This window comes from Lysobacter silvisoli, assembly GCF_003382365.1.
In the GTDB taxonomy this organism is placed as follows: domain Bacteria; phylum Pseudomonadota; class Gammaproteobacteria; order Xanthomonadales; family Xanthomonadaceae; genus Lysobacter; species Lysobacter silvisoli.
On sequence record NZ_QTSU01000001.1, the window covers coordinates 1,426,099 to 1,449,033 of the forward strand.

At 69.3% G+C, this 22,935-nt stretch carries 21 protein-coding genes and 1 pseudogene; 6 read left to right on the top strand and 16 right to left on the bottom strand.

Features of this window, described 5'->3' with window-relative positions; translation table 11 throughout:
- Window positions 1-50: 50 nt before the first annotated feature.
- The 3 genes from DX914_RS06240 to DX914_RS06250 all read right to left on the bottom strand — a co-directional run bounded on the left by DX914_RS06240 (window position 51) and on the right by DX914_RS06250 (window position 1,906).
- Window positions 51-1,073, bottom strand: coding sequence for a LacI family DNA-binding transcriptional regulator (locus DX914_RS06240; protein WP_115858159.1), 1,023 nt, complete (start codon window positions 1,071-1,073; stop codon window positions 51-53).
- Window positions 1,074-1,322: 249 nt separating this feature from the next.
- Window positions 1,323-1,595: a BolA family protein gene (locus tag DX914_RS06245; RefSeq protein ID WP_115859151.1), complete on the bottom strand. Its 273-nt coding sequence runs from the start codon at window positions 1,593-1,595 to the stop codon at window positions 1,323-1,325.
- Between the two features lie 11 nt (window positions 1,596-1,606).
- A complete protein-coding gene (locus DX914_RS06250) occupies window positions 1,607-1,906 on the bottom strand; it encodes a YciI family protein (protein ID WP_115858160.1) in 300 nt (99 codons plus the stop codon).
- A gap of 188 nt (window positions 1,907-2,094) precedes the next feature.
- Here DX914_RS06250 and DX914_RS06255 point away from each other — a divergent pair, with 188 nt between their 5' ends.
- The 6 genes and pseudogenes from DX914_RS06255 to DX914_RS06280 all read left to right on the top strand — a co-directional run bounded on the left by DX914_RS06255 (window position 2,095) and on the right by DX914_RS06280 (window position 10,171).
- Complete coding sequence (locus tag DX914_RS06255; RefSeq protein ID WP_115858161.1) at window positions 2,095-3,342, top strand: zinc-dependent metalloprotease; 1,248 nt, start codon at window positions 2,095-2,097, stop codon at window positions 3,340-3,342.
- Window positions 3,343-3,974: 632 nt separating this feature from the next.
- Complete coding sequence (locus DX914_RS06260) at window positions 3,975-4,991, top strand: segregation and condensation protein A (RefSeq protein WP_231118162.1); 1,017 nt, start codon at window positions 3,975-3,977, stop codon at window positions 4,989-4,991.
- A 49-nt stretch (window positions 4,992-5,040) separates the two neighbouring features.
- Window positions 5,041-6,022: pseudogene (scpB, locus tag DX914_RS06265) on the top strand (SMC-Scp complex subunit ScpB).
- Window positions 6,015-7,658, top strand: a complete 1,644-nt coding sequence (locus tag DX914_RS06270) for a pseudouridine synthase (RefSeq protein ID WP_115858163.1) — start codon at window positions 6,015-6,017, stop codon at window positions 7,656-7,658. The pseudogene scpB and the gene DX914_RS06270 overlap by 8 nt, the downstream one beginning before the upstream one ends.
- Before the next feature lie 106 nt (window positions 7,659-7,764).
- Window positions 7,765-8,529: a hypothetical protein gene (locus DX914_RS06275; protein WP_115858164.1), complete on the top strand. Its 765-nt coding sequence runs from the start codon at window positions 7,765-7,767 to the stop codon at window positions 8,527-8,529.
- A 487-nt stretch (window positions 8,530-9,016) separates the two neighbouring features.
- Window positions 9,017-10,171 (top strand): NAD(P)/FAD-dependent oxidoreductase, encoded by a 1,155-nt coding sequence (locus DX914_RS06280; protein WP_115858165.1) that lies wholly within the window; start codon window positions 9,017-9,019, stop codon window positions 10,169-10,171.
- 101 nt (window positions 10,172-10,272) lie between these two features.
- Here the strand turns inward: DX914_RS06280 and DX914_RS06285 are convergent, their stop codons facing one another.
- The 13 genes from DX914_RS06285 to DX914_RS06345 form a co-directional block, all read right to left on the bottom strand.
- Window positions 10,273-10,737: an aminoacyl-tRNA deacylase gene (locus DX914_RS06285; RefSeq protein ID WP_115858166.1), complete on the bottom strand. Its 465-nt coding sequence runs from the start codon at window positions 10,735-10,737 to the stop codon at window positions 10,273-10,275.
- Window positions 10,738-11,051: 314 nt separating this feature from the next.
- The gene (locus tag DX914_RS06290) at window positions 11,052-11,855 is read right to left on the bottom strand and encodes an amidohydrolase (RefSeq protein WP_115858167.1); all 804 of its coding nucleotides are present in this window, start codon (window positions 11,853-11,855) and stop codon (window positions 11,052-11,054) included.
- A gap of 91 nt (window positions 11,856-11,946) precedes the next feature.
- Window positions 11,947-13,614: a type IV secretory system conjugative DNA transfer family protein gene (locus DX914_RS06295; protein WP_231118226.1), complete on the bottom strand. Its 1,668-nt coding sequence runs from the start codon at window positions 13,612-13,614 to the stop codon at window positions 11,947-11,949.
- Between the two features lie 54 nt (window positions 13,615-13,668).
- Window positions 13,669-13,956 carry a hypothetical protein gene (locus tag DX914_RS06300; protein ID WP_115858168.1) on the bottom strand — a complete coding sequence of 96 codons (288 nt, stop codon included), beginning with the start codon at window positions 13,954-13,956 and terminating at the stop codon, window positions 13,669-13,671.
- A 33-nt stretch (window positions 13,957-13,989) separates the two neighbouring features.
- Entirely contained in the window at window positions 13,990-14,499 is a 510-nt protein-coding gene (locus DX914_RS06305; protein WP_147300614.1) for an XVIPCD domain-containing protein, read from the bottom strand.
- Window positions 14,500-14,605: 106 nt separating this feature from the next.
- Window positions 14,606-15,916, bottom strand: a complete 1,311-nt coding sequence (locus DX914_RS06310; RefSeq protein WP_115858170.1) for an XVIPCD domain-containing protein — start codon at window positions 15,914-15,916, stop codon at window positions 14,606-14,608.
- A gap of 59 nt (window positions 15,917-15,975) precedes the next feature.
- Window positions 15,976-16,632, bottom strand: coding sequence for a hypothetical protein (locus tag DX914_RS20185; protein WP_158549197.1), 657 nt, complete (start codon window positions 16,630-16,632; stop codon window positions 15,976-15,978).
- A 120-nt stretch (window positions 16,633-16,752) separates the two neighbouring features.
- Window positions 16,753-18,018, bottom strand: coding sequence for an XVIPCD domain-containing protein (locus tag DX914_RS06320; RefSeq protein WP_115858171.1), 1,266 nt, complete (start codon window positions 18,016-18,018; stop codon window positions 16,753-16,755).
- An 85-nt stretch (window positions 18,019-18,103) separates the two neighbouring features.
- Complete coding sequence (locus tag DX914_RS06325) at window positions 18,104-18,631, bottom strand: hypothetical protein (RefSeq protein ID WP_231118164.1); 528 nt, start codon at window positions 18,629-18,631, stop codon at window positions 18,104-18,106.
- 245 nt (window positions 18,632-18,876) lie between these two features.
- On the bottom strand, window positions 18,877-20,154 hold the full coding sequence (locus tag DX914_RS06330) for a peptidoglycan-binding domain-containing protein (protein ID WP_115858172.1): 1,278 nt from the start codon (window positions 20,152-20,154) through the stop codon (window positions 18,877-18,879).
- 46 nt (window positions 20,155-20,200) lie between these two features.
- A complete protein-coding gene (locus tag DX914_RS06335) occupies window positions 20,201-20,785 on the bottom strand; it encodes a hypothetical protein (RefSeq protein ID WP_115858173.1) in 585 nt (194 codons plus the stop codon).
- Window positions 20,786-21,092: 307 nt separating this feature from the next.
- A complete protein-coding gene (locus DX914_RS06340; RefSeq protein WP_115858174.1) occupies window positions 21,093-21,620 on the bottom strand; it encodes a DUF4189 domain-containing protein in 528 nt (175 codons plus the stop codon).
- A gap of 125 nt (window positions 21,621-21,745) precedes the next feature.
- Window positions 21,746-22,927, bottom strand: coding sequence for a TrbL/VirB6 family protein (locus DX914_RS06345; protein WP_115858175.1), 1,182 nt, complete (start codon window positions 22,925-22,927; stop codon window positions 21,746-21,748).
- Between the last annotated feature and the right edge of the window lie 8 nt (window positions 22,928-22,935).

A 22,935-nucleotide genomic window follows, 5' to 3' on the forward strand; every position in this document is an offset into this window, starting at 1 on the left:
TGAGTTGTAAACGGTTACATCGACGCACAAAAAAAGGTCATGCCCGGCGCTCAGCGGCGTTCGGGCTCCGGCGCGCTGGAGGCGCGCTCGATCAATTCCGGACGCAGGGCCTCGCGTCCCTGGGCCTCGACCTCGGCCGTGTCGCCGGCGATCTGCGCCAGCAGCAGCCGTGCCGCGCGCGCGCCCAGTTCGGCGATATTGACCCGCATGGTGGTCAAGGTCGGGTGGACGTAGCGCGCGAGCGGGATATCGTCGAAGCCGGCCAGGGCGATATCGGCGGGCACGTTCACCCCGCCCTGCGCGAACACGAACAAGCAACCCAAGGCCATCATGTCGTTGGCCGCGAACACGGCATCGGGCCGGTGCTTGGACGACAAGATTTCCAGACCGGCCTGATGACCGGAGGCTTCGTCGAAGTCGCCCGGCAGCACCCACTCTTCGGCATCCGGCAACAGGCGCTGCAGCGCATCGCGATAGCCGCGCAGGCGCTCGTGCGCGTCGAAGTTGTCGCTGGGGCCGGCGATGAAGGCGATGCGGCGGTGGCCCGAGGCCACCAGGTGCTCGACCATCGCCACCGCGCCGCCGTAGTTGTCCACATGCAGCGAGGCGACGCCGGCGGTGGCGTGCTGGGTGTTGATCAGTACGGTGGGCAGCGTGGGCGCCAGCTCTTCAGCCAGCGGGCCGGGCGTGGCCACGAACGGCGACATCACCAGCAGGCCGTCCACGCGCCCGCGCATCGCGCGCAGTGCGGCGCCCTGCTCTTCCGGATGGCCGTGGTAGCTCGACACCAGCAGGTGCAGTCGGTGCTCGCGCGCCACCTGATCGATGCCGCGCACCAATTCGGAGAAGAACTCGCCGTGCAGGTCCGGCAGCACCACGCCCAGGGTCTGGGTGCGGCGGCTGCTGAGGCTGCGCGCCGCGGCGTGCGGCGTGTAGCGCAGCTCGTTGGCGGCGGCCAGCACCCGGCGACGGACCTCCTCGGCCACGTTGCCGTGTCCGTTCAAGGCCCGGGAGACGGTGGCCACCGATACCTGGGCCACGCGCGCCACGTCTTTGATGGTTACGCTGCTCACGTCCTCGACCGCCCCTCCGCGGTTGGGATGCCTGAACGACTGTAAACGTTTTCAATCGGCGATGTAAAGTTGCCGTTATGAGCGCGACACAACCGGGTCATGTTGCATGGCAACAGATTCGAGCGCCTGGGTATCCCCGAATTGTGGCCGATTTGGAAGCGACTGTTGCGGGCGCTGGCGGGATTCTCGTCGGGCGCTGCGATAACCGCATCGCAATCCGATCAGAAATCCCGCACCGGCGTAGCCGCCCTACTCCCCAGGCGCCCTGGCCTTGATCGCCAACGCATGAATATCCGTAGTCATCAACTCCCCCACCGCCGCATACACCGCGCGGTGCCGCGCGATCGGGTTCAAGCCGGCGAAGGCCGCGCTGACGATGTCGACGTTGAAGTGCCCGCGGCCGTCGCGGGCGCCTTCGTGACCGGCGTGGCGGTGGCTGTCGTCCACCACCTCCAGCGATAGCGGCGCCAGCGCGGCTTCCAGGGCGGCGCGAATGGCGGCCACGCGCTGCTCGCGCGGCAGCGGGCCGGCGCTCACGGCAGCACCCGCTTGAACGGGCGCACGTCCACGCGCGTGTAGACGCCGGCGGCCACGTAGGGGTCGGCGTCGGCCCAGGCGCGGGCGGCGTCCAGCGATTCGAATTCGGCCACGATCAGGCTGCCGCTGAAGCCGGCCGGGCCCGGGTCTTCGGCGTCGATCGCAGGGCACGGGCCGGCCAGCATCAGGCGGCCTTCGTCGCGCAGCGCGTGCAGGCGCGCCAGGTGGGCCGGACGCGCCGCCAGGCGCTGGGGCAGCACGTCGCTGCCGTCATAACCTTCGATGAGATACCACATGTGATTCCGATCAACCTCCAAGCGTGATGCGGCGTTCTGGGTTCAGCAAAACGGGGGGAATCCCGATTGCACCGCCGCGGCGAAGCGCGCCCTATGCGCAAGTCCCGCACAGGGGAATGTGCAAGGACGGGACATCTGCATCCGACATCGTTGGCGGCTGCGGCCGCCGTCTACTCAGGAGGAGTGACATGAAGTCGAACAACGTGAAGGCCCTCGCAGCGATCGTGGGCATGATACTCGCAGGTTCCGCGGCCGCCGCCGGCAAGCCGCTGGTCTCCGCCACCGACACCCTGGCCAAGGCCGCCAACGAACCGGCGCTGGAGTCGCTGCTGTCCAGCGCGTCGACCGCGCAGGTGCGTCTGGTCCAGGTCGACGCCAGCGCGGTGGACGAGGCGCAGATCGAGATCGAGCTGGACGGCCGCGTGCTGACCGCCAACCGCAACAAGGTCGAGCGCGCCGAGACCGGCGAGACCGTGTGGTACGGCAACTTCGGCCCCAAGGTCAGCGCCAAGACGCGTTCGGGCATCGACCCGCTGAACTCGGCGATCCTGGTGCGCAGCGGCGACACCGTGACCGGCACCCTGCGCAGCGGCGGCAAGCTCTACCGCGTGCGCCCGCTGCCCGGCGGCGAGCATGCCATCGTCGAGGTCGACGAGAGCCGGCTGCCGCAGGATCACCCGCACGACTACAACCGCCTGCCCACCCTGCGCATGGCCGCGCCGGCCGAAGACGGCAAGGTCGGCGCGCTGGGCATTCCGCCCGGCCCCACCGCGACCATCCGGGTGATGGTGGTGGCGACCAACCAGGCGGTGAGCGGCTACGGCGGCAACATGCAGTCGCTGATCCAGCTGGCGGTGGCCGAGTCCAACCAGGGCTACATCAACTCCAACGTGGGCATCAACCTGGTCCTGGCCAGTTACAGCACCACCACCTACACCGAGTCGGGCAACTTCAGCACCGACCTGGCGCGCTTCCGCGGCACCAGCGACGGCTACATGGACAACATCCACACCATCCGCAACAACACCGCGGCGGACGTGGGCGTGATCGTGCTGAACAACAGCTCGTATTGCGGGCTGGCCTCGGGCATCGGCTCCACCGCGGCCACGGCCTTCGCCTCGGTGTACTGGGACTGCGCCACGGGCTACTACAGCTTCGCCCACGAGATCGGCCACCTGCAGAGCGCGCGCCACGATCCGGCCACCGATCCGTCGACCTCGCCCTACGCCTACGGCCACGGCTACCGCTGGCAGCCGGCCACCGGCGCGCGCTGGCGCACGATCATGGCCTACAACTGCAGCCCCAGCTGCACCCGACTGAACTACTGGTCCAACCCCAGCATCAGCTACGGCGGCGTGCCGATGGGCACGGCGACCCAGAGCGACAACCAGCGGGTGCTGGTGAATACCAAGGCGACGGTGGCGGGCTTCCGCTGAGGTCGATCGGGCGGCGGCCGGGCGGAATCGCCAGGCTGTCGTCTGGGCCGCTCGCGGCCGGTTGCAGAGCGAATCCCCCTCAATCCCCTTTCCCAAAAGGGGGAAGCAGATCCGCAGGGGGAGGCAAGACCGCTGGGGCCGGGTCCCTCTCCTCGGGCCGGCTCCGGTCTCGCTGAACGCCGTAAGGATGCGGCGTTCAGCCCCGCCGCCTGGGGATCGGCCGGTGCTGGACACTGCGGGCGCCAGCGCTTACCCTAGGCTTCAACGCCCCAAGGCCGGACGCATCGGCTCGTCGCGACAGGCTCCCCACACCGTCGCCACGGTTCCGCCCGCTGCACACCGCCGGCCCGCGCCCGCAACCCTCTCGAACTTCGTCGCCCCGCTAGCGCGCGGCACGGGCCGAGCCGTTCGGGCCCTGCACCGACTTTAGTTTCGCCTCGCCCCGATCCAGGCCCGCCGGCGCCCGCCGCAGGTTGGCCGCAGTACCGCCCATGCGGTGCGGACCGTAGCGCGTGGAGTGGTAGCGCAGTTCCGTCGTCACCTGGCATCGCCGGCCGAGCGCTTCGCGCCCGCCCTGCGCCGCCTGCAGTGCCCACGGCCCGGAGGGGCCGGCTCAGCATGACCAACGAAGCATGATCAACGAAAGCGTGTCCGACGAAGCGCAGCCCGACGAGTCCGCGCCCGACGAAGCCGCCGCGGCCCCGGCCGCCGGTGTCGAGCCCGCGCCGGCCGCTGCAGCGGACACCGCCGCGCAGACCGCGGACGAGGCGGCCGCCGGCAACGGCAACGGCCGCCCGCAGCAGCAGGAAATGCCGCTGGCGGTGATCCACGGCCAGCCGGTGCTGCAGATCCCGCAAGACCTGTACATCCCGCCGGACGCGCTGGAAGTGATCCTGGAGGCCTTCGAAGGCCCGCTGGACCTGCTGCTGTACCTGATCCGCCGGCAGAACCTGGACATCCTCGACATCCCGGTGGCGGACATCACCCGCCAGTACGTCGAATACATCCAGGCCATGCACGAAATGCGCTTCGAGCTGGCCGCCGACTACCTGGTCATGGCCGCCATGCTGGCCGAGATCAAGTCGCGCATGCTGCTGCCGCGCGCGCCCAACGACGAAGGCGTGGAGGAAGACCCGCGCGCCGACCTGGTCCGGCGTTTGCAGGAGTACGAGCGCTTCAAGAAGGCGGCCGAGGACATCGACGCCCTGCCCCGCCAGGACCGCGACACCGCGCCGGTGCAGGCCTTCGTGCCCGACCGCGCCTCGATCCGCCTGCCGCCGCCGGTGGACCTGAAGGAAATGCTGCTGGCGCTGCACGACGTGTTCAAGCGCGCCGAGCTGTACACCCAGCACGCGATCAAGCGCGACGCGCTGAGCGTGCGCCAGCGCATGGGCGAGCTGCTCACGCGCATGGCCGATGGCGCGTTCCACCGCTTCGAGTCGCTGTTCACGGTGGAGGAAGGCCGGCTGGGCGTGGTGGTCACGTTCCTGGGCTTGCTGACCCTGGCCAAGGAGCAGCTGGTGGAAATCGTCCAGGAAGGCCCGCTGCAACCGATCTACGTGAAGTCGCTGGCGCTGATGAAGGACCCGGACGAGATCGAACTCAGCAGCGAGTTCGACGAAGCCGCCAACGACGATCCATCGGCCTGAACCGGCCGGCTTGGACGCTCCCCGAACCCGCAACCCGAACCCGGCTGCAATGGACCAAACTTTCGTCACCCGCATCGTCGAAGCCGCGCTGCTCGCGGCCAACCAGCCGCTGACCCTGGCGCAGCTGCACTCGCTGTTCCCCGAGGACCAGCCGGCGCCGCCGGACAGCGTCGAGCAGGCGCTGGAAACCCTGCGCGAAGGCAGCCAGGGCCGCGGCGTGGAACTGGTGGAGCTGGCCTCCGGCTTCCGCTTCCAGGTCCAGGCCGACGTGCACCCCTGGGTGGCGCGCCTGTGGACCGAGCGCCAGACGCGCTACACCCGCGCCACCCTGGAAACCCTGGCGCTGATCGCCTACCGCCAGCCGATCACCCGCGGCGAGATCGAGCAGGTGCGCGGCGTGGCGGTGAACAGCAACATCATCAAGGCCCTGGAAGAGCGCGAGTGGATCCGCGTGGTCGGCCACCGCGACGTGCCCGGCAAGCCGGCGCTGTTCGGCACCACCAAGGCCTTCCTGGACTACTTCGGCCTCAAGCGCCTGGACGAGCTGCCGCCGCTGTCGGAACTCAAGGACATCGGCGAGCTGGAGCCGCAGCTGCAGTTCGACGGCCCGCCCGCGCCCAGCCAGATCGAGGCCGGCGGTGTGGCCGTGGCCGGCGAGGCGGCCGGGCAGGACGAACAGGCGCAGGCCGACGACGCGGGCGAGACCGCGCAGGCCGAAGGCGACGAAGCCGCGGACGCGGCCGATGCCGGCGCGGACGAGGTGAGCGACCTCGACGCCGACGAACAGGAATACGACGCAGGCGCCGCCGACGAGGCCACCGACACCGCCGCCGCCGAAGGCGACGGCGACACCCCCGAATCCGTCCCGATGGACGACCCCGAAGCCGCGCCGGGCGAGCGCGCGGCGGACGCGAACGATCACGAGCAAGACCAACACGCCGTCGAGACGACGACCGGCGCTGTTGACAAGCACGTCTCGGAATCAGAGGCCGAGTCCGAACACGACCGGCCGGAGCAACAGAAATGAGTGAAATCAAACCCCGCAAGCTGTCCCTGAAGCGCAGCGGCGGCGACGCCGCGGCCGAAGCGCCGCGCCTGGAAGAGCGCCTGCACAAGGTGCTGGCGCAGGCCGGCCTGGGCTCGCGCCGCGCGCTGGAACAGCGCATCGCCGACGGCCTGGTCAAGGTCAACGGCGAAGTCGCCCAGATCGGCATGAGCATCAAAGGCGGCGACAAGATCGAGCTGGACGGCCGCAGTTTCGTCGCCAGCGCGCTGACCGAACCGGCGCGCGTGCTGATGTACAACAAGCCCGAAGGCGAAGTCACCACCCGCGAAGATCCCGAAGGCCGCCCGACCATCTTCGAGGCCCTGCCCGCGCTCAAGGGCGCGCGCTGGATCGCGATCGGCCGCCTGGACATCAACACCACCGGCCTGCTGCTGCTGACCACCGACGGCGAGCTGGCCAATGCGCTGATGCATCCGTCGTTCGAGGTCGAGCGCGAATACGTCTGCCGCGTGCGCGCGCCGGAAGGCCAGGACAAGGTTCCCGACAACCTCGTCGACCGCCTCGCCCGCGGCGTGGCCCTGGAAGACGGCCCGGCCAAGTTCGACGAGATCGAGCGCATCGGCGGCAGCGATTCGCACGACTGGTTTCGGGTGGTGGTGAAGGAAGGCCGCAACCGCGAAGTGCGCCGCCTGTGGGAATCGCAGGGCTGCCAGGTCAGCCGCCTCAAGCGCATCCGCTACGGCACCGTGGCGCTGCCGCGCGAGCTGCTGCGCGGTCAGTCGCAGGAGCTGGCCTCGGACAAGGTCGAATCGCTGCGCACCGAGTTGGGCCTGGAAGACGGCACGCCTTCGGCGCTGACGCTGCAGCCGGTGATCGGCCAGCGCAAGGCCGCCAAGTCCACCGTGCACCTGTCCGGCGGCGAGCGCGCGCATGGCTACGTGGGCGGCCACAACACCGCCGACGAAGGCCGCGAGCTGCGCCGCTTCGATCACGTGCGCGAGGACCGCGGCGGCCGCGGCCGTGGCGGTCCGCGCAAGCACGGTGGCCTGACGGTCAGCGGCGAAGCCGCGGCCAAGCAGTCGCACAAGCCGTTCAAGCAGCGCAAGGACAAGGGTCCCAAGCCGCTGCCGGACGGCAACCCCGCCGCGTTCCGTACCTGGTACGTGCCCGACGGCGTGGACACCGGCCCCAGCGGCCACCGCAATCCCGACAGCCGCGGCGGCAAGAAGCCCTACGGCGGCGGCAAGCCCGGCGGCCGTGCCGGCGCCGGCGGCGCGCGCGGTGCGGGCGGCGGCCAGGGCCAGGGTCGCGGCTTCGGCGGCGGTGGTGGCGGCGAGCGCAGCAGCGGCCCCTACGGCGAGCGCCGTGGCGGCGGTGGCGGCGCGGGTGCGGGCGGCGGCCAGTCGCAGGGCCAGCGCGCCTCGCGTCCCTACGGTCACCCCGGCAATGCGCCCTCGTTCCCGTCCGACCACGCCAACCCGGGCGGCTTCAATCCGTACGGCGAGCGTCCGCGCAGCCAGCCGCGCCCCGCAGGCGGCAAGCCCGGCGGCGGTAAGCCCGGCGGCAACCGCCCCGGCAACAACGCGCGTCCGCAGGGCCCGCGCCCGGGCGGCCCGCGCGGCGGCGGCCGCCCCGGCGGCGGTCGCGGTCCGCGCGGCTGAGTTGCGGCCACAGGCAAGGAAGAAAAGGCGCTACGGCGCCTTTTCTTTTGCGCGTGCCGCGCGGCGGCCCGCATACTTCGCGCGATCGATCGGCGCAGGGGGCCGGGTGTATACGCAAGCGGATTTCGTCGAACGCTTCCGCGCGCTCGAAGACTACGAACTGCTGGACAAGCTGGCCACGTCCGAACTCACCGAGGAAGCGCGCGCCGCGCTGCGCGCGGTGCTGCACGAACGCGGCGTGCCGGAAACCCAGCTGCCGGCGCTGCTCGTACAGGCCAAGAAGGACCGCTACCGCCGCAGCGGCGTGACCAACGACTGCGACCGCTGCGGCAAATCCTGCGGCGCGTCGGCCGTGGGCAACGGCGCTCAGACCTTCTGCAGCACGGCCTGCCGGCGGCTGACGGAGCTGATGGAAGCCGCCGCGGAATTCGACGACGATGACGTGCATCGGCACGCGCTGGTGCTGCAGCGCGGCGCCTGCCCGGGCTGCCTGCGTCAGGGCACGCCGATCGAGGTGCGCCGCTCCTACCACGTGTGGTCGGCGATCTTCCTGACCCGCTGGGGCACCAGCCAGAAGGTCCGCTGCCGCCGCTGCGGCATCCGCAACAACCTGACCGACGCCGCGTTCTCGGCGACCCTGGGCTGGTGGGGCTTTCCGTTCGGGCTGCTGATGACGCCGGTGCAGATCCTGCGCAACCTGGGCGAGATGCTGATCAGCGATCGTCCGCGGCCGCCGTCGCGGGAGTTGCTGGAGCTCGCGCGCCTGGATCTGGGTCAGCAGGTGCTGCAGGGACAGGGCGTGGGCGGCGCGTTCAGGCCGGGCGCCGCCTTGGACGATGCGGCGCTGGCGTTGCCGGATTCGAGTCGGTGATGTCGCGGCGATGACGGCTGGGTCCTAAGGCCTAATCTGCCGATGAAGTCGCAAGCGCCCGCGATACGCGCGCCCGCAGGTATCCGCGAGTAATCACACGTCACTCCCGCGAAAGCGGGAGTCCAGCACTCGCGGCATCGCGCTGAAGTCTCCGGATGTTCGGCTCCGTCGAAGTGCTGCAGAGCCCGCTTTCGCAGGAATGACGAGCGAGTGCCCTCTCCCCTCCGTCATTCCGGCGGAAGCCGGAACCCATCTTGACCTTTGCACGCATTCGGCCGCAGGAGTCGGAGCAACAACAAACGCAAAATGGGTTCCGGCTTCCGCCGGAATGACGGGTGTGCGTAGCGAGGTAACGCCGAGTGTTGTCGCAAACGGCGCTACGAGGGCTAAGGCCGCGCTCCGTCCGCACGTCACTTCACACAGCCCCCATCTGCGCTTCGCCCGGCGTGCGCAGACTGCGTTGGCCTCCCCCCACGAGCCCTGCGCCATGACCCTGCCCTCCTCCGATTACGATTGCGACGTACTGGTGGTCGGCGCCAGCTTCGCCGGCGCGGCCTGCGCGCTGGCCGCCGCGCGCGCGGGCCTGCGGGTGACGGTGCTGGAGCGCAAGTCCGATCCCGGCGCCAAACTGCGCACCACCGGCATCGTGGTCAAGGAAGCGGCCGAACAGACCTGGCTGAGCCGCGCGCCCAGCGACTGCCTGCACCGGGTCGAACGCGTGCGCCTGTATTCGCCGCGGCTGGACAGCCTGGCGCTGCATGCGCCGGGCTACTACTTCCTGACCACCGACACGCCCAGGCTGATGCGCTGGCTGGCCGACGAGCTACGCCGCAACGGCGTGGACCTGCGCCTGGGCGCGGCGTTCACCCAGGCCCAGCGCGAAGGCGAAGGCTGGCGGATCGAAGGCCAGTCGCAGGGCCTGCTGCCGCTGAGCCTGCGCGCGCGTTGCCTGGTCGGCGCCGACGGCGCCAAGTCGCGCGTGGCCGAGCGCGCGGGCCTGGGCCAGGTGCGCGAGTTCCTGTACGGCATCGAATACGAGTTCGCCGGCGCGCGCCTGCCGGAGCCCGACGCCCTGCACTGCTTCGTCAGCAAGCGCTATGCGCCGGGCTACATCGGCTGGGTCGCGCAGAACCCCGCCGGCGTGCAGGCCGGCCTGGCGTTGCGCCACGATCCCGAACGCGCGCGCGTGCCGGACATCGACGGTTTCCTCGCCCGCGTGCGCGCCAGCGTGGGCCTGCCCGACCTGGTGCCGGACGCGACCCGCGCCGGCCTGATCCCCTGCGGCGGCCCGGTGTTCCCCTTGGCGCGCGATGGCGCCCTGCTCACCGGCGACGCCGCGGGCATCGTCTCGCCGGTCACCGCCGGCGGCATCCATTCGGCCTGGTCGCACGGCTGGACCCTGGGCCAGGCGCTGGCCGCGCATGTGCGCTCGGGCGGGCCGGCGCCGGAAACGGTGGCGCACAGCAGCGCGCCGCGTTTCCGCACCAAGCGCGCATTGCGCTGGATGTTCGACCGCTTCCAGTTCGACTGGCCTTTCGACCTGCTGCTGCACTCCGCGCCGCTGCGCTGGGCGGCGGAGGAGGTGTATTTCCATCGTCGCGGTGAGAGGCGCGTGGAGCAGGTTACGCGGGCGCCGCGCTGAGGTTGGCTAGACAGCCGCGTTGACGAAGAGCGAACCCCCCTCGCCCCCCCTTTTTCAAAGGGGGAAGACAAGCGGGCGGAGCGCGGACTGGGGTGGTGTCTTCAGTGACGCGTGAGCGGCGCCACGTGCGGATGCACCATGCGCTGGAAGTCGTCCCAGGTCATGCGCATGAGCTCGCGATGGGTACCGGCGTTGAAGGCGATGCGCGGCTCGTCGGCCAGGCTGTCGGCGGCGTAGACCTCCAGCCCGTACAGGTTGCCGAACGGCGGCATCGCGCCCACTTCGCACTCGGGAAAGCGCTCCTTGAACTCGGCCTCGTCGGCCAGGGTCACCTGCTGCGCGCCGCTGACGTCGCGCAGCCGGCTCAGCCGCAGCCATTCGTCCGCGGGCACCACCGCCATCGCCAGGCGGCCGTCGAGCTTGACCATCACGGTCTTGGCCATCTCGTGCTCGTCGATGTCGGCGCTGCTGGCCGCGGCGTGCGCGGTGGCGGCATAGGGATGCGCGAGGGTGTCGTAGGCCACCTGATGGCGGTCCAGGTAGTCGTGCAGGCGTTGCGAGACCATGGCCGGTTCCTCATTGCGGGGAAGCCGCGCCAGGTCCGGTCCGGCCGGACGCCGCGTCGGCATCCGTGTCGGGGAAGTCAGTGTAGGCCCGCCGCGATGGGCCGGCGTCGCGGCGGTGTGATGCGGGGATGAATGGGGCGTGGAAAGCAAATCCCCCTCAATCCCCCTTTTCCAAAGGGGGAAGACAAGCACGGCGAGGGTAAAGCAAGCACGGGCTCGCTATGCGGACGCGGCAGTGTCGCTGCCTTTGCTTTTGGCCTCCCCTTTGAAAAAGGGGGATTGAGGGGGATTTGCTCTTGCGGCTGCGCCGCCCCTCAACGCTCCTTAAGCTCGAACGCATCCCCATCCAGCATCGCCGGGAACCGCGCCCGATGCGCGGCCAGTTCCTCGGCCAGCAGCGTGGTGGTCACCACCATTTCCTCGTCGGTGCATTCGCTGACCGGGTGCCCGAGGAAATCGATCACCGCGCTGTCGCCGGAGTAATGCAGGCCGTTGCCGTCGGTGCCCACGCGGTTCAGGCCGGCGACGTAGCACAGGTTCTCGATCGCGCGCGCTCGCAGCAGGGTCTTCCACGGGTAGGCGCGCGCCGAGGGCCAGTTGGCTACGTACAGCAGCAGGTCGTAGTCCAGCGCGCCGGGGCGTTCGACATCGTAGCGGTTGCGCGAGAACACCGGGAAGCGCAGGTCGTAGCAGACCTGCGGGCAGATCCGCCACCCCTTCCATTCCACGGTCAGGCGCTCGCGGCCGGCGGCGTAGCGCTCGTGCTCGTTGGCGTAGCGGAACAAGTGGCGCTTGTCGTAAGTGTGCAGCTCGCCGTCGGGCGTGGCGAACAGCAGGCGGTTGAACACGCCCTGCTCGGTGCGCAGTTGCACGCTGCCGGCGACCGCGGCGTCCAGGCGCTGCGCCTGTTCGCGGATCCAGGCCACGGTGGGCCCGTCCATGGTCTCGGCGTTGCCGATGGCCTCGTTGCTGAAGCCGCTGGTGAAGGTTTCCGGCAGCAGCACCAGATCGGTGGTGCCGCGCAGGCCGCCGATCAGGTGGCCGTAGTAGTCGCGGTTGCCCGCGGGGTCGTGCCACAAGGTGGCGCCTTGGACCAGGGAGATGCGCAGGTTGTGCATGGGGGAAGGTCGATGGGGCCGCGGCGCGGCCGTCGGCGCCCATCGTATCGCCGCGGCCGCATTCGTGCAGCCGCGGCGGCGGCGGCGGCGCTCAGCCGGTGCGGATGGTCAGCATCGGCACGTCCACCTTGGGCAGCAGGCGCTGGGTGAAGTACTTGTCCTGGTAGTACTTGATCTTGTCGCACATCACCGGGTGCGGCAGGCCTTCGTACAGGAACACTTCCTTGTCGAAGCCCATGGCCTTGAGCTCCTGCGGCAGCATCAGCGCGCGGCGCTCCTCGGACTCGCTGCGCGAGAAGTCGCGGCCGCGGGTCACGTTCTGCTTGCGCACCGTGGTGTAGCCCAGCATGTCGGAGTAGTCGTTGGCGTCCTGTTGCTCGCGCGGGGCGTAGATGATCTGCAGCGCGTGGTTGGTGATGATGGTGCGCGAGATGTCCTTGCCGTAGGTCGCGTCCAGCTGGGCCATGGACTGGATGATGGGCAGCAGGCGGATGTTGTAGCCGGCCATGTACGACACCGCCGAGGCGATGATGTCGACCTTGCCGATGGAGGTGAACTCGTCCATCAGCAGCAGGCACTGGTGCTTGAGCTCCTTGTTGTTCTGCGGCAGCTCGCGGGTGTTGAGGTTGATGATCTGGCTGAAGAACAGGTTCACGATCAAGCGGCTTTCGGCCAGCTTGTTGGGCTGGATGCCGACGTAGACGGTCATGCGCTTCTTGCGCAGGTCGGTGAGCAGGAAGTCGTCGGCGCTGGTGGCCGCGTCCAGCACCGGGTTGATCCAGGGGTTCAGCGGTTCCTTGAACGTGCCCAGGATCGAGGCGAAGGTCTCGTCGGCCTGCGAGAGCATGTTGGCGAAGGCCGACTTGGCGTTCGGGCTCAGGAACGGACGCTGCGCCAGGCCCTGCAGATAAGGCTTGAGCTCGCTCTTGCCGTCGCCGGAGGACAGGCGGTAGACCGCGCCCAGGGTCGGCGGCGTGGCGAACGGGAAGCCGATCTTGTTCTCTTCCTCATAGGCCTCGAACAGGTACAGGGTGAAGGCCATGAACGCGTTGCGCGCCTGGCTGACCCAGAACTTCTGGTCGTCCGAGCCGTCCGGGTAGAGCATCGCGGCGATGCTCATCAGGTCCGACACGCGGAACGCCGGATCGTTGGACACGTAGGTCAACGGGTTCCAGCGGTGGGTGCGGCGGTCTTCGGCGAAGGGGTTGAACAGGTAGATCTCGTGCCCTTCCTGCTTGCGCCAGCCGCTGGTCAGGTCGAAGTTTTCCTGCTTGATGTCCAGCACCACCATCGACTCGCGGTACTCGAGCAGGTTCGGGATCACGATGCCCACGCCCTTGCCCGAACGGGTGGGCGCGGCCAGGATCACGAACTGCTGGCCGCCCAGGCGCACCAGCTTGCCGTTGTACTTGCCGACCACGATGCCGTTGTTGGCGGGCTTGAACATGCCCTTGGACTGCAGGTCGCCGCCGTTGGCGAAACGCGCGTCGCCGTGCATGGAGCGCGGCTTGGGCTTGAGGATCAGCACGGCCATGGCCAGATAGGTCAGCACCGGCAGGCCGAAGCCGATGGAGCCGGCGGCCTTGATCTTGCCCGCATAGGGCTTGTACTGCGGCAGATCCAGCACCTTCACGTAGTCGCTGAAGGTGGTCCACTTCGCCTGCCCGGTATCCAGACCGAGGAACATCAGCGACAAATAGCCCGACAGATACAGCCCGGCGGCCAAGGACAGTGCGCCCAGGACCAGGGCGAAGATCAGCTTCCCTTTCACGTAGTGTTCCCTGCTTGGAGTTCCCCAAGGCTCCCGGCTAGGTCATCGCTTCTTCCGGCCGGGCCGGAGCAGGGATGACAGCACGGGAGCCGCTTCCGACGACGGTTCGCGCGCGCGCGGGGAGCGTTCCTGCTGCGGCCGCTCGCGCTCGATCCGGTCTTCCAGCCAGTTCCTGGCGTCGCTCAACGTCAGTTCCTGGCGCAGCTTGACGCCGGACGACGACATTACCGCGTAAGCATAGATGTCGTCGTCCTCATAACGCTCGTCCGGGGTCAGCGCCACGATCTGGTAGCGCCCGCGGGTAAGAACGTGATGGCGGTATTCGTTCACTGGTCTGGCCTCCGTTGCCCGACTTCCCCGCCCTTACAGCAGCGATCGCTGCCCCAGCCCCAGCATCGGGGCGTCGCGCTGCGGACCTTGCTGCTGGCGATCGTCCTGCCGGTGCTGCCGGTCGCGCTGTTCCTGTTCGCGCGCGACTTGCGCCAGCTGCTCGCTGCTTTGCTGGATCGGCTGCGCGGCCGCTTGCGCGGTTTCCACGTAGCTGACCCGGCGGTTGGGCGAGTTGAGATCGCCTTCGACCGCGAACGCGCGTTCCCCGTCGCGGCTGAGCACGACATGGTTGACGCTGCGCATCTCGGAGCGAAGGGCTTCCACCGTCAAAGCGGCGGCGAGGTTGTCGTTCTGTTCCTGCGTGCGCGGGCGCATGGTGTCCTGGCGGTCCAGGCAGACCCGCACTTGCTTGAACAGATCGTGGTTGGGATGGCCGGGGCTGCTCAGCAGTGCGCGCTGTTCGGCCTGCCGCAGGTCGTCGAGGGTCTTCACCGACGCGTCGCTGTCGACCCTGCGTTCATGCCCTTGGGGGAGTCCGTTCATGGCGCCTCCGCTGCTGCCGCCCGGCCCGTATGCTCGCGCAATCGCGAGGGTGCATCAAGCCGGCCCGGCGCGGCGGCGTCGCGCGCCGCCGCGCCGGGCCGTGGGGTCACACGCGCTGGCTGACCTGCTGCTGGCGCTCCACGGCCTGCACCGGCAGCTGGATCTGCGGCACGTCCTGCTGCAGGCGCTGGGCGGTCTGCTCCACGCTCTGGCCGATCGCGGTCTGGCGGTCGGCGAAGGCGCGATGATGGGACGGGTCGTTCAGCCCGCCCTGGACCACGAACAGGCCGGTGCCCTGGGTGTTGGGCACCACGTGGTCGATGCGCTGCAGGCCGCTGACCCGCGCTTCGTAGGTCAGGGTGGCCGCGGCGCGCTCCATTTCCTCGCGGTTGCGGAAGCCGCCGTTCGGGCCCAGACGCTCCAGCCCGTCCACCGCCTGGCGGAAGATCGGGTTGTCGCGGTTGGCCGGATCGGTCAGCGCCGCGCCGCGGGTGTTGTCGCCCTGCACCGGGGTCTGCGGGTTGGGCTGCTGCTGGCGGCCGGCCTCGCGCAGGGCGTTGAGGGTGTCGCGGCCGGCGATGCCGTCGTCGGTCAGGTTGTGGTCGCGCTGGAACGCCTGCAGGGCCTCCTTGGTGCGCTGGCCGAAATGGCCGTCCGGGTTGAGCTCGTTGCCGCGCGCGTCGCGGTAACCCAGGCGCTTGAGGGTTTCCTGCATGTCCTCCACGGCCTGGCCGCGCTCGTTGAGCTTGAGCATGCCGTCGGCCATGGGGTCGCGGTTCTGGCCCTGCGCGGCGGGCAGGCGCACTTCGCCGCGCGCCAGCGCCTGCATGGCTTCCGGGGTGAGCATGCCTTCCCACTGGGTGGTGGCGGCGCGGCGCTCGGCCAGGTGGTTGTGGCCGCCATTGATGGCTTCGGTGGCGCGGCGCACGTCGAACTGCGCGCCCTGGGTGACCACGCGGCTCTGCCAGTAGTGCACGGCGATGTTGGCGGCGTTGGTGCGGTCGGCGGCCAGGTCCGGGTTGCCGGTCAGGTCCATGTTCAACTCGCGCGCGGCGCGCTCGTAGTTGTCGCGACCGGTCAGCTGCACGTAGCCGCGGCCGTGGAAACGCCAGCCGTCGCCCGGCTCGGTGTTGCCCAGGTTGTCGCGGCCCCAGCGGCCGCCGTAGACCTGGTTGGCGATGCCTTCGCGGCCGCCGGCCACGGCGGTGCGCGCCTCGCCCAGGGTGTCCATGCCGTTGCGGCCCGGGAACACTTCCAGCAGGCGCTCGGCGCTGTAGTTCAGGTTCTCGTGCATGCCGCGGAAATTGCCGGACTCGACCTGCATCTGGCCCATGAACGCGGCCAGTTCGCGCGGGTCGCGGATGCCGGAGTTGTAGGCGTGGAGCAGCAGGAAATCGCGATTGCTCGGGGTCGACATGATGTGGTCCTCCTTGATGCTGTCGTGGATGTGATTCGAAAAAATGGATGGGCCGGGGCTCAGGGCCGCGCCGGCAGGCCGCCGCGGTCGATCGCCTCGTCGCGGCCCCAACTGCGGGTGAACTTGAACAGGGCGTCGTCGATATCGTCGACCACGCTGGACGGCTCGCAGGTCAGCACGTTGACCGACGCGTCGGCGCCGCTGCCCACGGACATCACGCCGCGCTGATCCTGGCCGCCTTCGCCGGAAATCGAATAGACGATGCGCTTGCGTCCGCCGTCCTCGAACGAATAGGCGTAGCCGCCGGTGTTGCCGGCGAAGCCCAGCTGGGTGCGCTTGAAGCTCACGCCGCCGGCGGCGCCCTTGTCGGCCGGGAACACGTAGTCCGGGCCCTGCGCGTAGTACACGCGGCCGGACTGCGCGCTGGCGCCCTTGGACGCGCACAGCGAAGCCAGCTGGCCGTCGCCGAGCTTGCACGAGAACACGATGTCCTCGTCTGCCGCGCACAGCGAACGGCCGTCGGCGGCCGGCACCAGGGCGGCGGGGGCGGCCGGCTGCACCGCGGGGACGGCGGCTTCGGTGGCGGGCGCGGCGGGGGCCGCGGCCACGGTGGCTTGCGCGCTGTCGTTGGCGGGCGCGGCCTGGTCGCCGGTGTCCGCATTGCAACCGGCCAGCGCGACCAGCAGGGCAAGGGTCGAGAAATTCGCAGACTTCATAACGGTTCCTGGATCGGGGATGCGTCAGGGGATCGCAACGGCGTGCGCTGATCGCGCCACGCCGCTAAACAGACAAAAAAACAAGACCGTGCCCCGCCGTCCTTGGCAGAGCACGGAACCTCAGCCCAGGCCGCGCGTGGTCGGCGCCTGGGTCGTAGTGGGTTGCGCCAGAGCCTGCCGCTGCTGCGCGTCCTGCTGCAGTTGGAAGGTCGACTGCTCCAGCGGCTGCGCCGCGGCCTGGGCCTTGTCGACGTGGGCGCGCTGGTGGCCGGGATCGGTCAGGCTGCCCTGCACCGCGAACAGGCCGGTGCCGTTGGTGCTCAGGGCCACGTGGTCGATCTGCTTGAGGCCGCCGACCTTGGCTTCGAAGGTCAGCGTGGCGGCGGCGCGCTCGAGTTCGGCGTGGTTCTTGAAACCGGCGTTGGCGCCCAGCTTCTCCAGGCCCTGCACCGCTTGCTGGTACATGCCGTGGTCGGGGTGCTGCGGATTGGACAGCAGCGGCGACTGGCTCGCCTTCTTCAGCGCGTCCAGGGTCTGCGGGCCGGCGATGCCGTCGTCCTTGAGGCCGTGCGCGCGCTGGAACGACTGCACGGCGTCCTTGGTCGCGGCGCCGAAATCGCCGTCGGCCTTGACGATGCGGCCGTTGGCGCCGGTGTAGCCCAGCGCGTGCAGCGACTTCTGCAAGTCCTCCACCGCTGCGCCCTTCTCGCCGGCCTTGAGCACGCCGTCGGCGGCCGCGTCGGACCGCGCCGGGCGCGTGACCGGCGGTTCCACCGCGCGGCCGATGCGGCCGGCGGCGAGCTGTTCCATCACTTCCGGCGTCAGCGCGGCCAGCCAGCGCTCGTTGCGCGCCTGGCGGTCGGCCAGGCCGTTGGTACCGCCGTTGACCGCGCGGGTGGCGCGGGTCACGTCTTCGCGCGCGTTCTGCGGCACGTTGTGCTGCCAGTACCAGGTGGCGATGCGCGCGGCGTTTTCCGGCTGCGCGGCCAGGTCCGGCTGGCGCACCAGGTCCAGGCCCAGGGCTTCGCCGGCGGCGCGGTAGTTGTCCTTGCCGGTGAGCTGCATGTAGCCGCGGCCGCGGTACAGGTAGCCGTCGCCCGGCTCGTCGTTGCCCATGCGGCCGCCGTACATCAGTTCGGCCAGGGCTTCGGGACGGCCGCGCAGCGCTTCCAGGCGCGCCGATTCCAGCGCCTGCGGGCCTTCGCGCATGGCCGAACGCACCGGGATCTGCGAGATGCCGCGGGTATAGCGGAAGCCTTCTTCCAGCTTGGTCAGGCCGTTGGATTCATGCCCGACCTGGGCCATGAAATTCGCCAACTCTCGTTGCGAGCTGATGCCGGCCGCGGTGGCGGCTTGCAGCAATTGCGTTTCCCTGTCCGTCGTCATGTGTAGCTCCTGGTTGAACTCTGTTTCGCCTAACGGGACCCGTGTCCTCGTCCCGAACCCGACCACTGCCGCGACCGCCTGGACGTCAGGGCTCGCGCACCGACGGCAGACGGTCGCGGTCGAACGCCTCGAACCGCACCTCGCCGAAATCGTCCACCCGCAGCTCGATGCGCTTGTCCTGGCCGGTCTCGGTGTCCACCACCGAACGCACCGCCTTGGCCAGCAGCCAATCCTGCTGCGGGGCCGAGTAATCGAACACGAACTCGTCCGACCAGCGCTCGCGCGAACCGCCTTCCAGCAACACGGTGAAGCCGCCCGGGTGCACGCGCAGGTAACCGAACGGGTCGCCGGCGATGCCGCCGCAACGCGCGCACGGCACCAGCTTGTCGCTGCGCCGAGCCGCCTGCAGCCGGCCGTCCGCGTCGCGGATCAGCACCAGTACGCTGCGCGGGGCCCCCTCGCCCAGCTTCGCGTCGGCGGCCGACGGCGGATCGACGATCAGCAGCGCGTCCTCGCGGCCGTCGCCGTCCAGGTCGGTGCGCTGCAGCGCCAAACGCTTGCTGCCTGCAGGAATGAAACGGCTCAGGTCGTCTTGCACGGACAAATCGTTCACGGGCACTTCCTGTTGCGAGGGCGTCGGTGCCTGCACGCCCGCGGCGGGACGCGCACCCCTGCGCGCCTCCGCATCGCCGGGCGCCGCCTGGCAGGCCGCCAGCGACGCAGACAACACCAACACGGTCGAAAACCTAAACATGCTCTTGCTCGTTGCTCCGTTCGGCTTTGCCGGACGCGGCCGTCCCACGGTCCGCGTGCGGCGGAACGCCGGCCGGCAGGGCGTGCCGGCCGGCGCCGCGGACGTCACGCGATCGCGCGCGACACCTGCGGCTGCAGCTGCTGGACCGGCTGCGCCTGCTCCAGCTTCTGCCGCTGCTGCGCGTCCTGCTGCAGCTGGAACGTGGACTGCTCCATCGGCTGGGCCGCAGCCTGGGCCTTGTCGACGTGGGCGCGGTGATGGCCCGGATCGGTCAGGCCGCCCTGCACGGCGAACAGGCCGGTGCCATTGGTGCTCAGCGCCACGTGGTCGATCTGCTTGAGGCCGCCGACCTTGGCTTCGAAGGTCAGCGTGGCCGCGGCGCGCTCGAGCTCGGCATGGCTCTTGAAGCCGGCGTTCGGGCCCAGCTTCTCCAGGCCCTGCACCGCCTGCTTGTACATGGCGTGATCGGGATGCTGCGGGTTGGCCAGCAGCGGCGACTGCTCGGACTTCTTCAGCGCGTCCAGGGTGCGCGGGCCGGCGATGCCGTCGTCCTTGAGGCCGTGCGCGCGCTGGAACGCCTGCAGCGCTTCCTTGGTGTGCGCGCCGAAGTCGGAGTCCGGCGTCAGCGCGCGGCCGCGCGCGTCGGTGTAGCCGAACTTGTTCAGGCTCTCCTGCAGCGCGCGGATCTCCGCGCCCTGCTCGCCCTGGCGCAGCACGCCGTCGGCGCCGGCGCGCGCCGGCTGCGCGGCCGGCTTGTCCTGCGCCGGCTTGCTGTCGGCGGGCTGGGTCACCGGGGTGTCCTGCGCGGCCGGGCCCTTGCCCGGATAGCGGTCGGTGCTGATCACGCCGCTGTCGATGTCGCGGATGTACTGCTTGAACTTGTCCAGGTGGTTGGCGTTGAAGTCGATATGGGTGTGGGTGGGGTACTTGTTCAGATCGCCACCGCCCATGCCGGCCTGCAAGCCCATCGGCTGGCCGTACTTGATCGGGTCGCCGTCCTTGAGCGGGAAGCCGCGCAGATCCATGTGCCGCACCTGGGCGATCATTTCGCCGTCGGGCAGCTTGTCGTAGATCTTCACCAGGCCGCTGTTCTTGTCGATCTTGACGAAACCGTCGGCCGGCGCCGGCACGTGCACCGGGCTGGAACGGCCGGTCTTGTCGTCCAGCAGCACGAAGTCCTTGGACACGAACACGTGGCCGTCGCGCGAATGCTGGACCTTGCCGCCCGAGGACAGGATTTCCTCGTTGTGGCCGTCCACCACCTGGTAGTGACGGCCGGGCTCCTTGCCCTTCTTGCTCGGGTGATGGATTTCGATGTCTTCGTAGCTATGCACGCGCTCGGTCTTGCCGCCGACGCTCTCGACGATACGGATCTTGCTCATTGGGATGCTCCTTGTGTCCCTGTGCCGCGGCGATCGCCGCGACGGATCAGTGCAGGTCCTGGCTCAGGACCCAGCAATCGTTGCCGCGCTCGAAGACGTAGGCGGCGCGCTTACCGATGGTGCGCACTACGTTGTCGTCGGCGTCGAACTCGGCCTGGACGTATTCGACCCGGAAGGACTTGTCGCCTTCGGGCTTGAATTCCAGGTCCAGCAACGGATACGCGCCCGGGTCGGTCACCGCGGGGTCCAGATAGGCCCAGCGGCTGTCGACGATGCCGATACGGAAATCCCGGTAATCGGCTTTGGCCACGGCGCGGGCCTGCGCGGGCTGCTCCAGCGACCCCACGCGCACGGTGTGGGCCGTGTAGGCCGCGCGCACGCCCGGCGAACCGGCGTAGTCGTTGAAGAAGTCGGCGTAGGCCTCGGGCTTGCAGGCCTCGGGCGGCAAGGTTTGCGGCTGTACCGCCGGCGCGGACGCGGCAGCGGTGGGTGCGGGCTCGGAAGCCGGCGCAGCCTGGGGAGCGGTTTGAGCGGGGGCCGCGTCGGGAGCGGCAGCCGGGGCGCTGGGGGTGCGGTCGCATGCGGTTGCGATCGCCAGCAGCAGCGCCAACGGAATCAGTTGTAGCTTCATACAAACCCCTACGCGTCGTCGCACGGATGCGATGGCGCGCATACGGGTGCCGTAGACCGCGGGCGGCCTTCGGGCACGTTGTCCGCAAGCGGATGCTTGCGGTGTAACTCCTCGGAGCGGCGGTCGCAATATCGCCGTTACATCCTGTAGCGGCTGTACGACCGTGCCCCTGATCCTAGAGTCCGGCGCGTGGACCCTGAGGTCCCGGCGCCGGCCTGGGTACTACCTTATCCTAGACTCCGCGGTTTGCAAAACCGCCGCACCCTGCCCCGGCTGCCGGCTCCTCCGGCTCGGCCCGGGCGCGGGCTCAGTAATTGTTGACCAGCACCGGGTAGCTGCACTTGGTGTACAGCACCTCGCAGCCGGTCGTGTCCACGCCGCACTCCTTCAGCGCGCGAGCGGAGGCCTCTTCGATGTTGATGCCGCCACGCGCCACGATGACCTCTTTGCCCATCGCCACCGCGCCGCAGCCGTTGCCGTAGACCAGCAGGGTCCTGCGGCAATCCGCCTCGGTGCCGCCCTTGCCCTTGCACTGCTTCATCGCCAGACGTTCGGCGTCTCTCGCGGTCTTGCGATCCGCCGCCGTGCCCATCTTGGCGGCGTTCACGTCTATGGCGATGGCGCCCCAGCGCTCGAGCCAGCGCGGCTGCGGCGGCGCCGGACGGCCCTGATTCGCATTGGCCCCGCCCAGACCGTAACCGGGCATGGGCAGGCAGGTCGGTCCGGGCGGCCGCCCGGTCGGCACCAAGCCTGGAGGACATCCGTCCTCGGCCAAAGCTACGTTGGCCGACAACAGGCCGATCAACAGCAAACCGCAGCGCGTCAACGTACGCATATCGCATCGATCCTTCGAACTGGTTGGGGGGAACCCTATACCAACGGTGTCGGCCTGCAGTGAATGCAGACCAAATCCACCGCTGGCGTTCAGCCCGGATTCCCCCAAACCGGTCTCACCGCAGGCTACTTATTCTTGAGGATCTCGTCCTTGACGTTTTGGTTCTGCGTCGGACTCGTGACGCGTGTGGCCGGATTCTCCGCCGGATTGGTCTGCATCGGCTGCGGCTGGTAGCCGCCGCCTTGGTTGCCGCCGCCCGGATTCGCGCGCTGGTAGCCCTGGCTGCCGACGTAGCCCGGTGGCAGGCCGGAGCCCGGTGGCGAACCGCCGCCGCCGGCGCTGGCGAAGGCGCTGTACGAGCTGAACTGACCCAGCACGCCCTGGAAGAACATCGCCGCCATCGGCGGGGCGCTGATGATCAGCACCGTCAATATCAAGCCCATGCCGCCCTGCTGCATGGCCTGGCTGGTCATACCGTCGCTGAAATTGCTTTGCATCAACTTGCCGAGCAAGGCCGTGCCCCAGAACGAGGCGGCCACGCGGGTGACCATCTCCAGCGCGATCGAGACCATGGCGCTGAGCACGGCCATGGAGAACAAGGTGCCGATGCCGTAGTACAGCCAGCGGCTGAACAGCTGCTTGGTCTGGTCGAACAGCAGGCACAGGATGAAGATCGGGCCCAGGCCCACGAACAGCGCCATCGCGATCTCGTACAGCAGCAGCGAGATACCGGCGACGATGGCCGGCCCGCCCGTGCCCATGCCGACGAACCACATGGCCCGGGTCTTGTCGTCGTCCAGCGTTGGATCGCGGACCACGTCGATCATGTCGATACTGGTCAGCGCCACCTGCATCCAGGCCAGGCTGTCGTCGATCTTCTTGGCCATGTCCGAGTCGTCCCCGGTCACGATCCAGTGGATCTCCTTCGACACGTCCTCGGTGAAGAAGGTATGCAGGTTGGTGCCGAACGCCGCCATCGACGTGGCCACGCCGACGATGAAGGCCGCGCGCAGCGAATTGGTCACCAGCGCCATCATCGGTTCGCGCGACTGGCCGGTGGCGATGCGGTAGCCCTGGATCAGGATCCACAGCGTCATCAGCGTGAGGGCGATGCCGCCCACCCACTGCATGGCGTTGCCCATCAGCTCGATGCCGAAGTCGCGGATCTCCTTGCGCAGGTAGGTCAGGATCAGGCGGAAGAAGATGAAATCTCCTATCGACTGCACCTTCAGGCTCAGCCAGTCCTGCCAGCCGCCGCCCAGCCCGCCTTTCAGCCAATCCAACACGATTTCGATTCCCCTGCTCATCTGCGCCT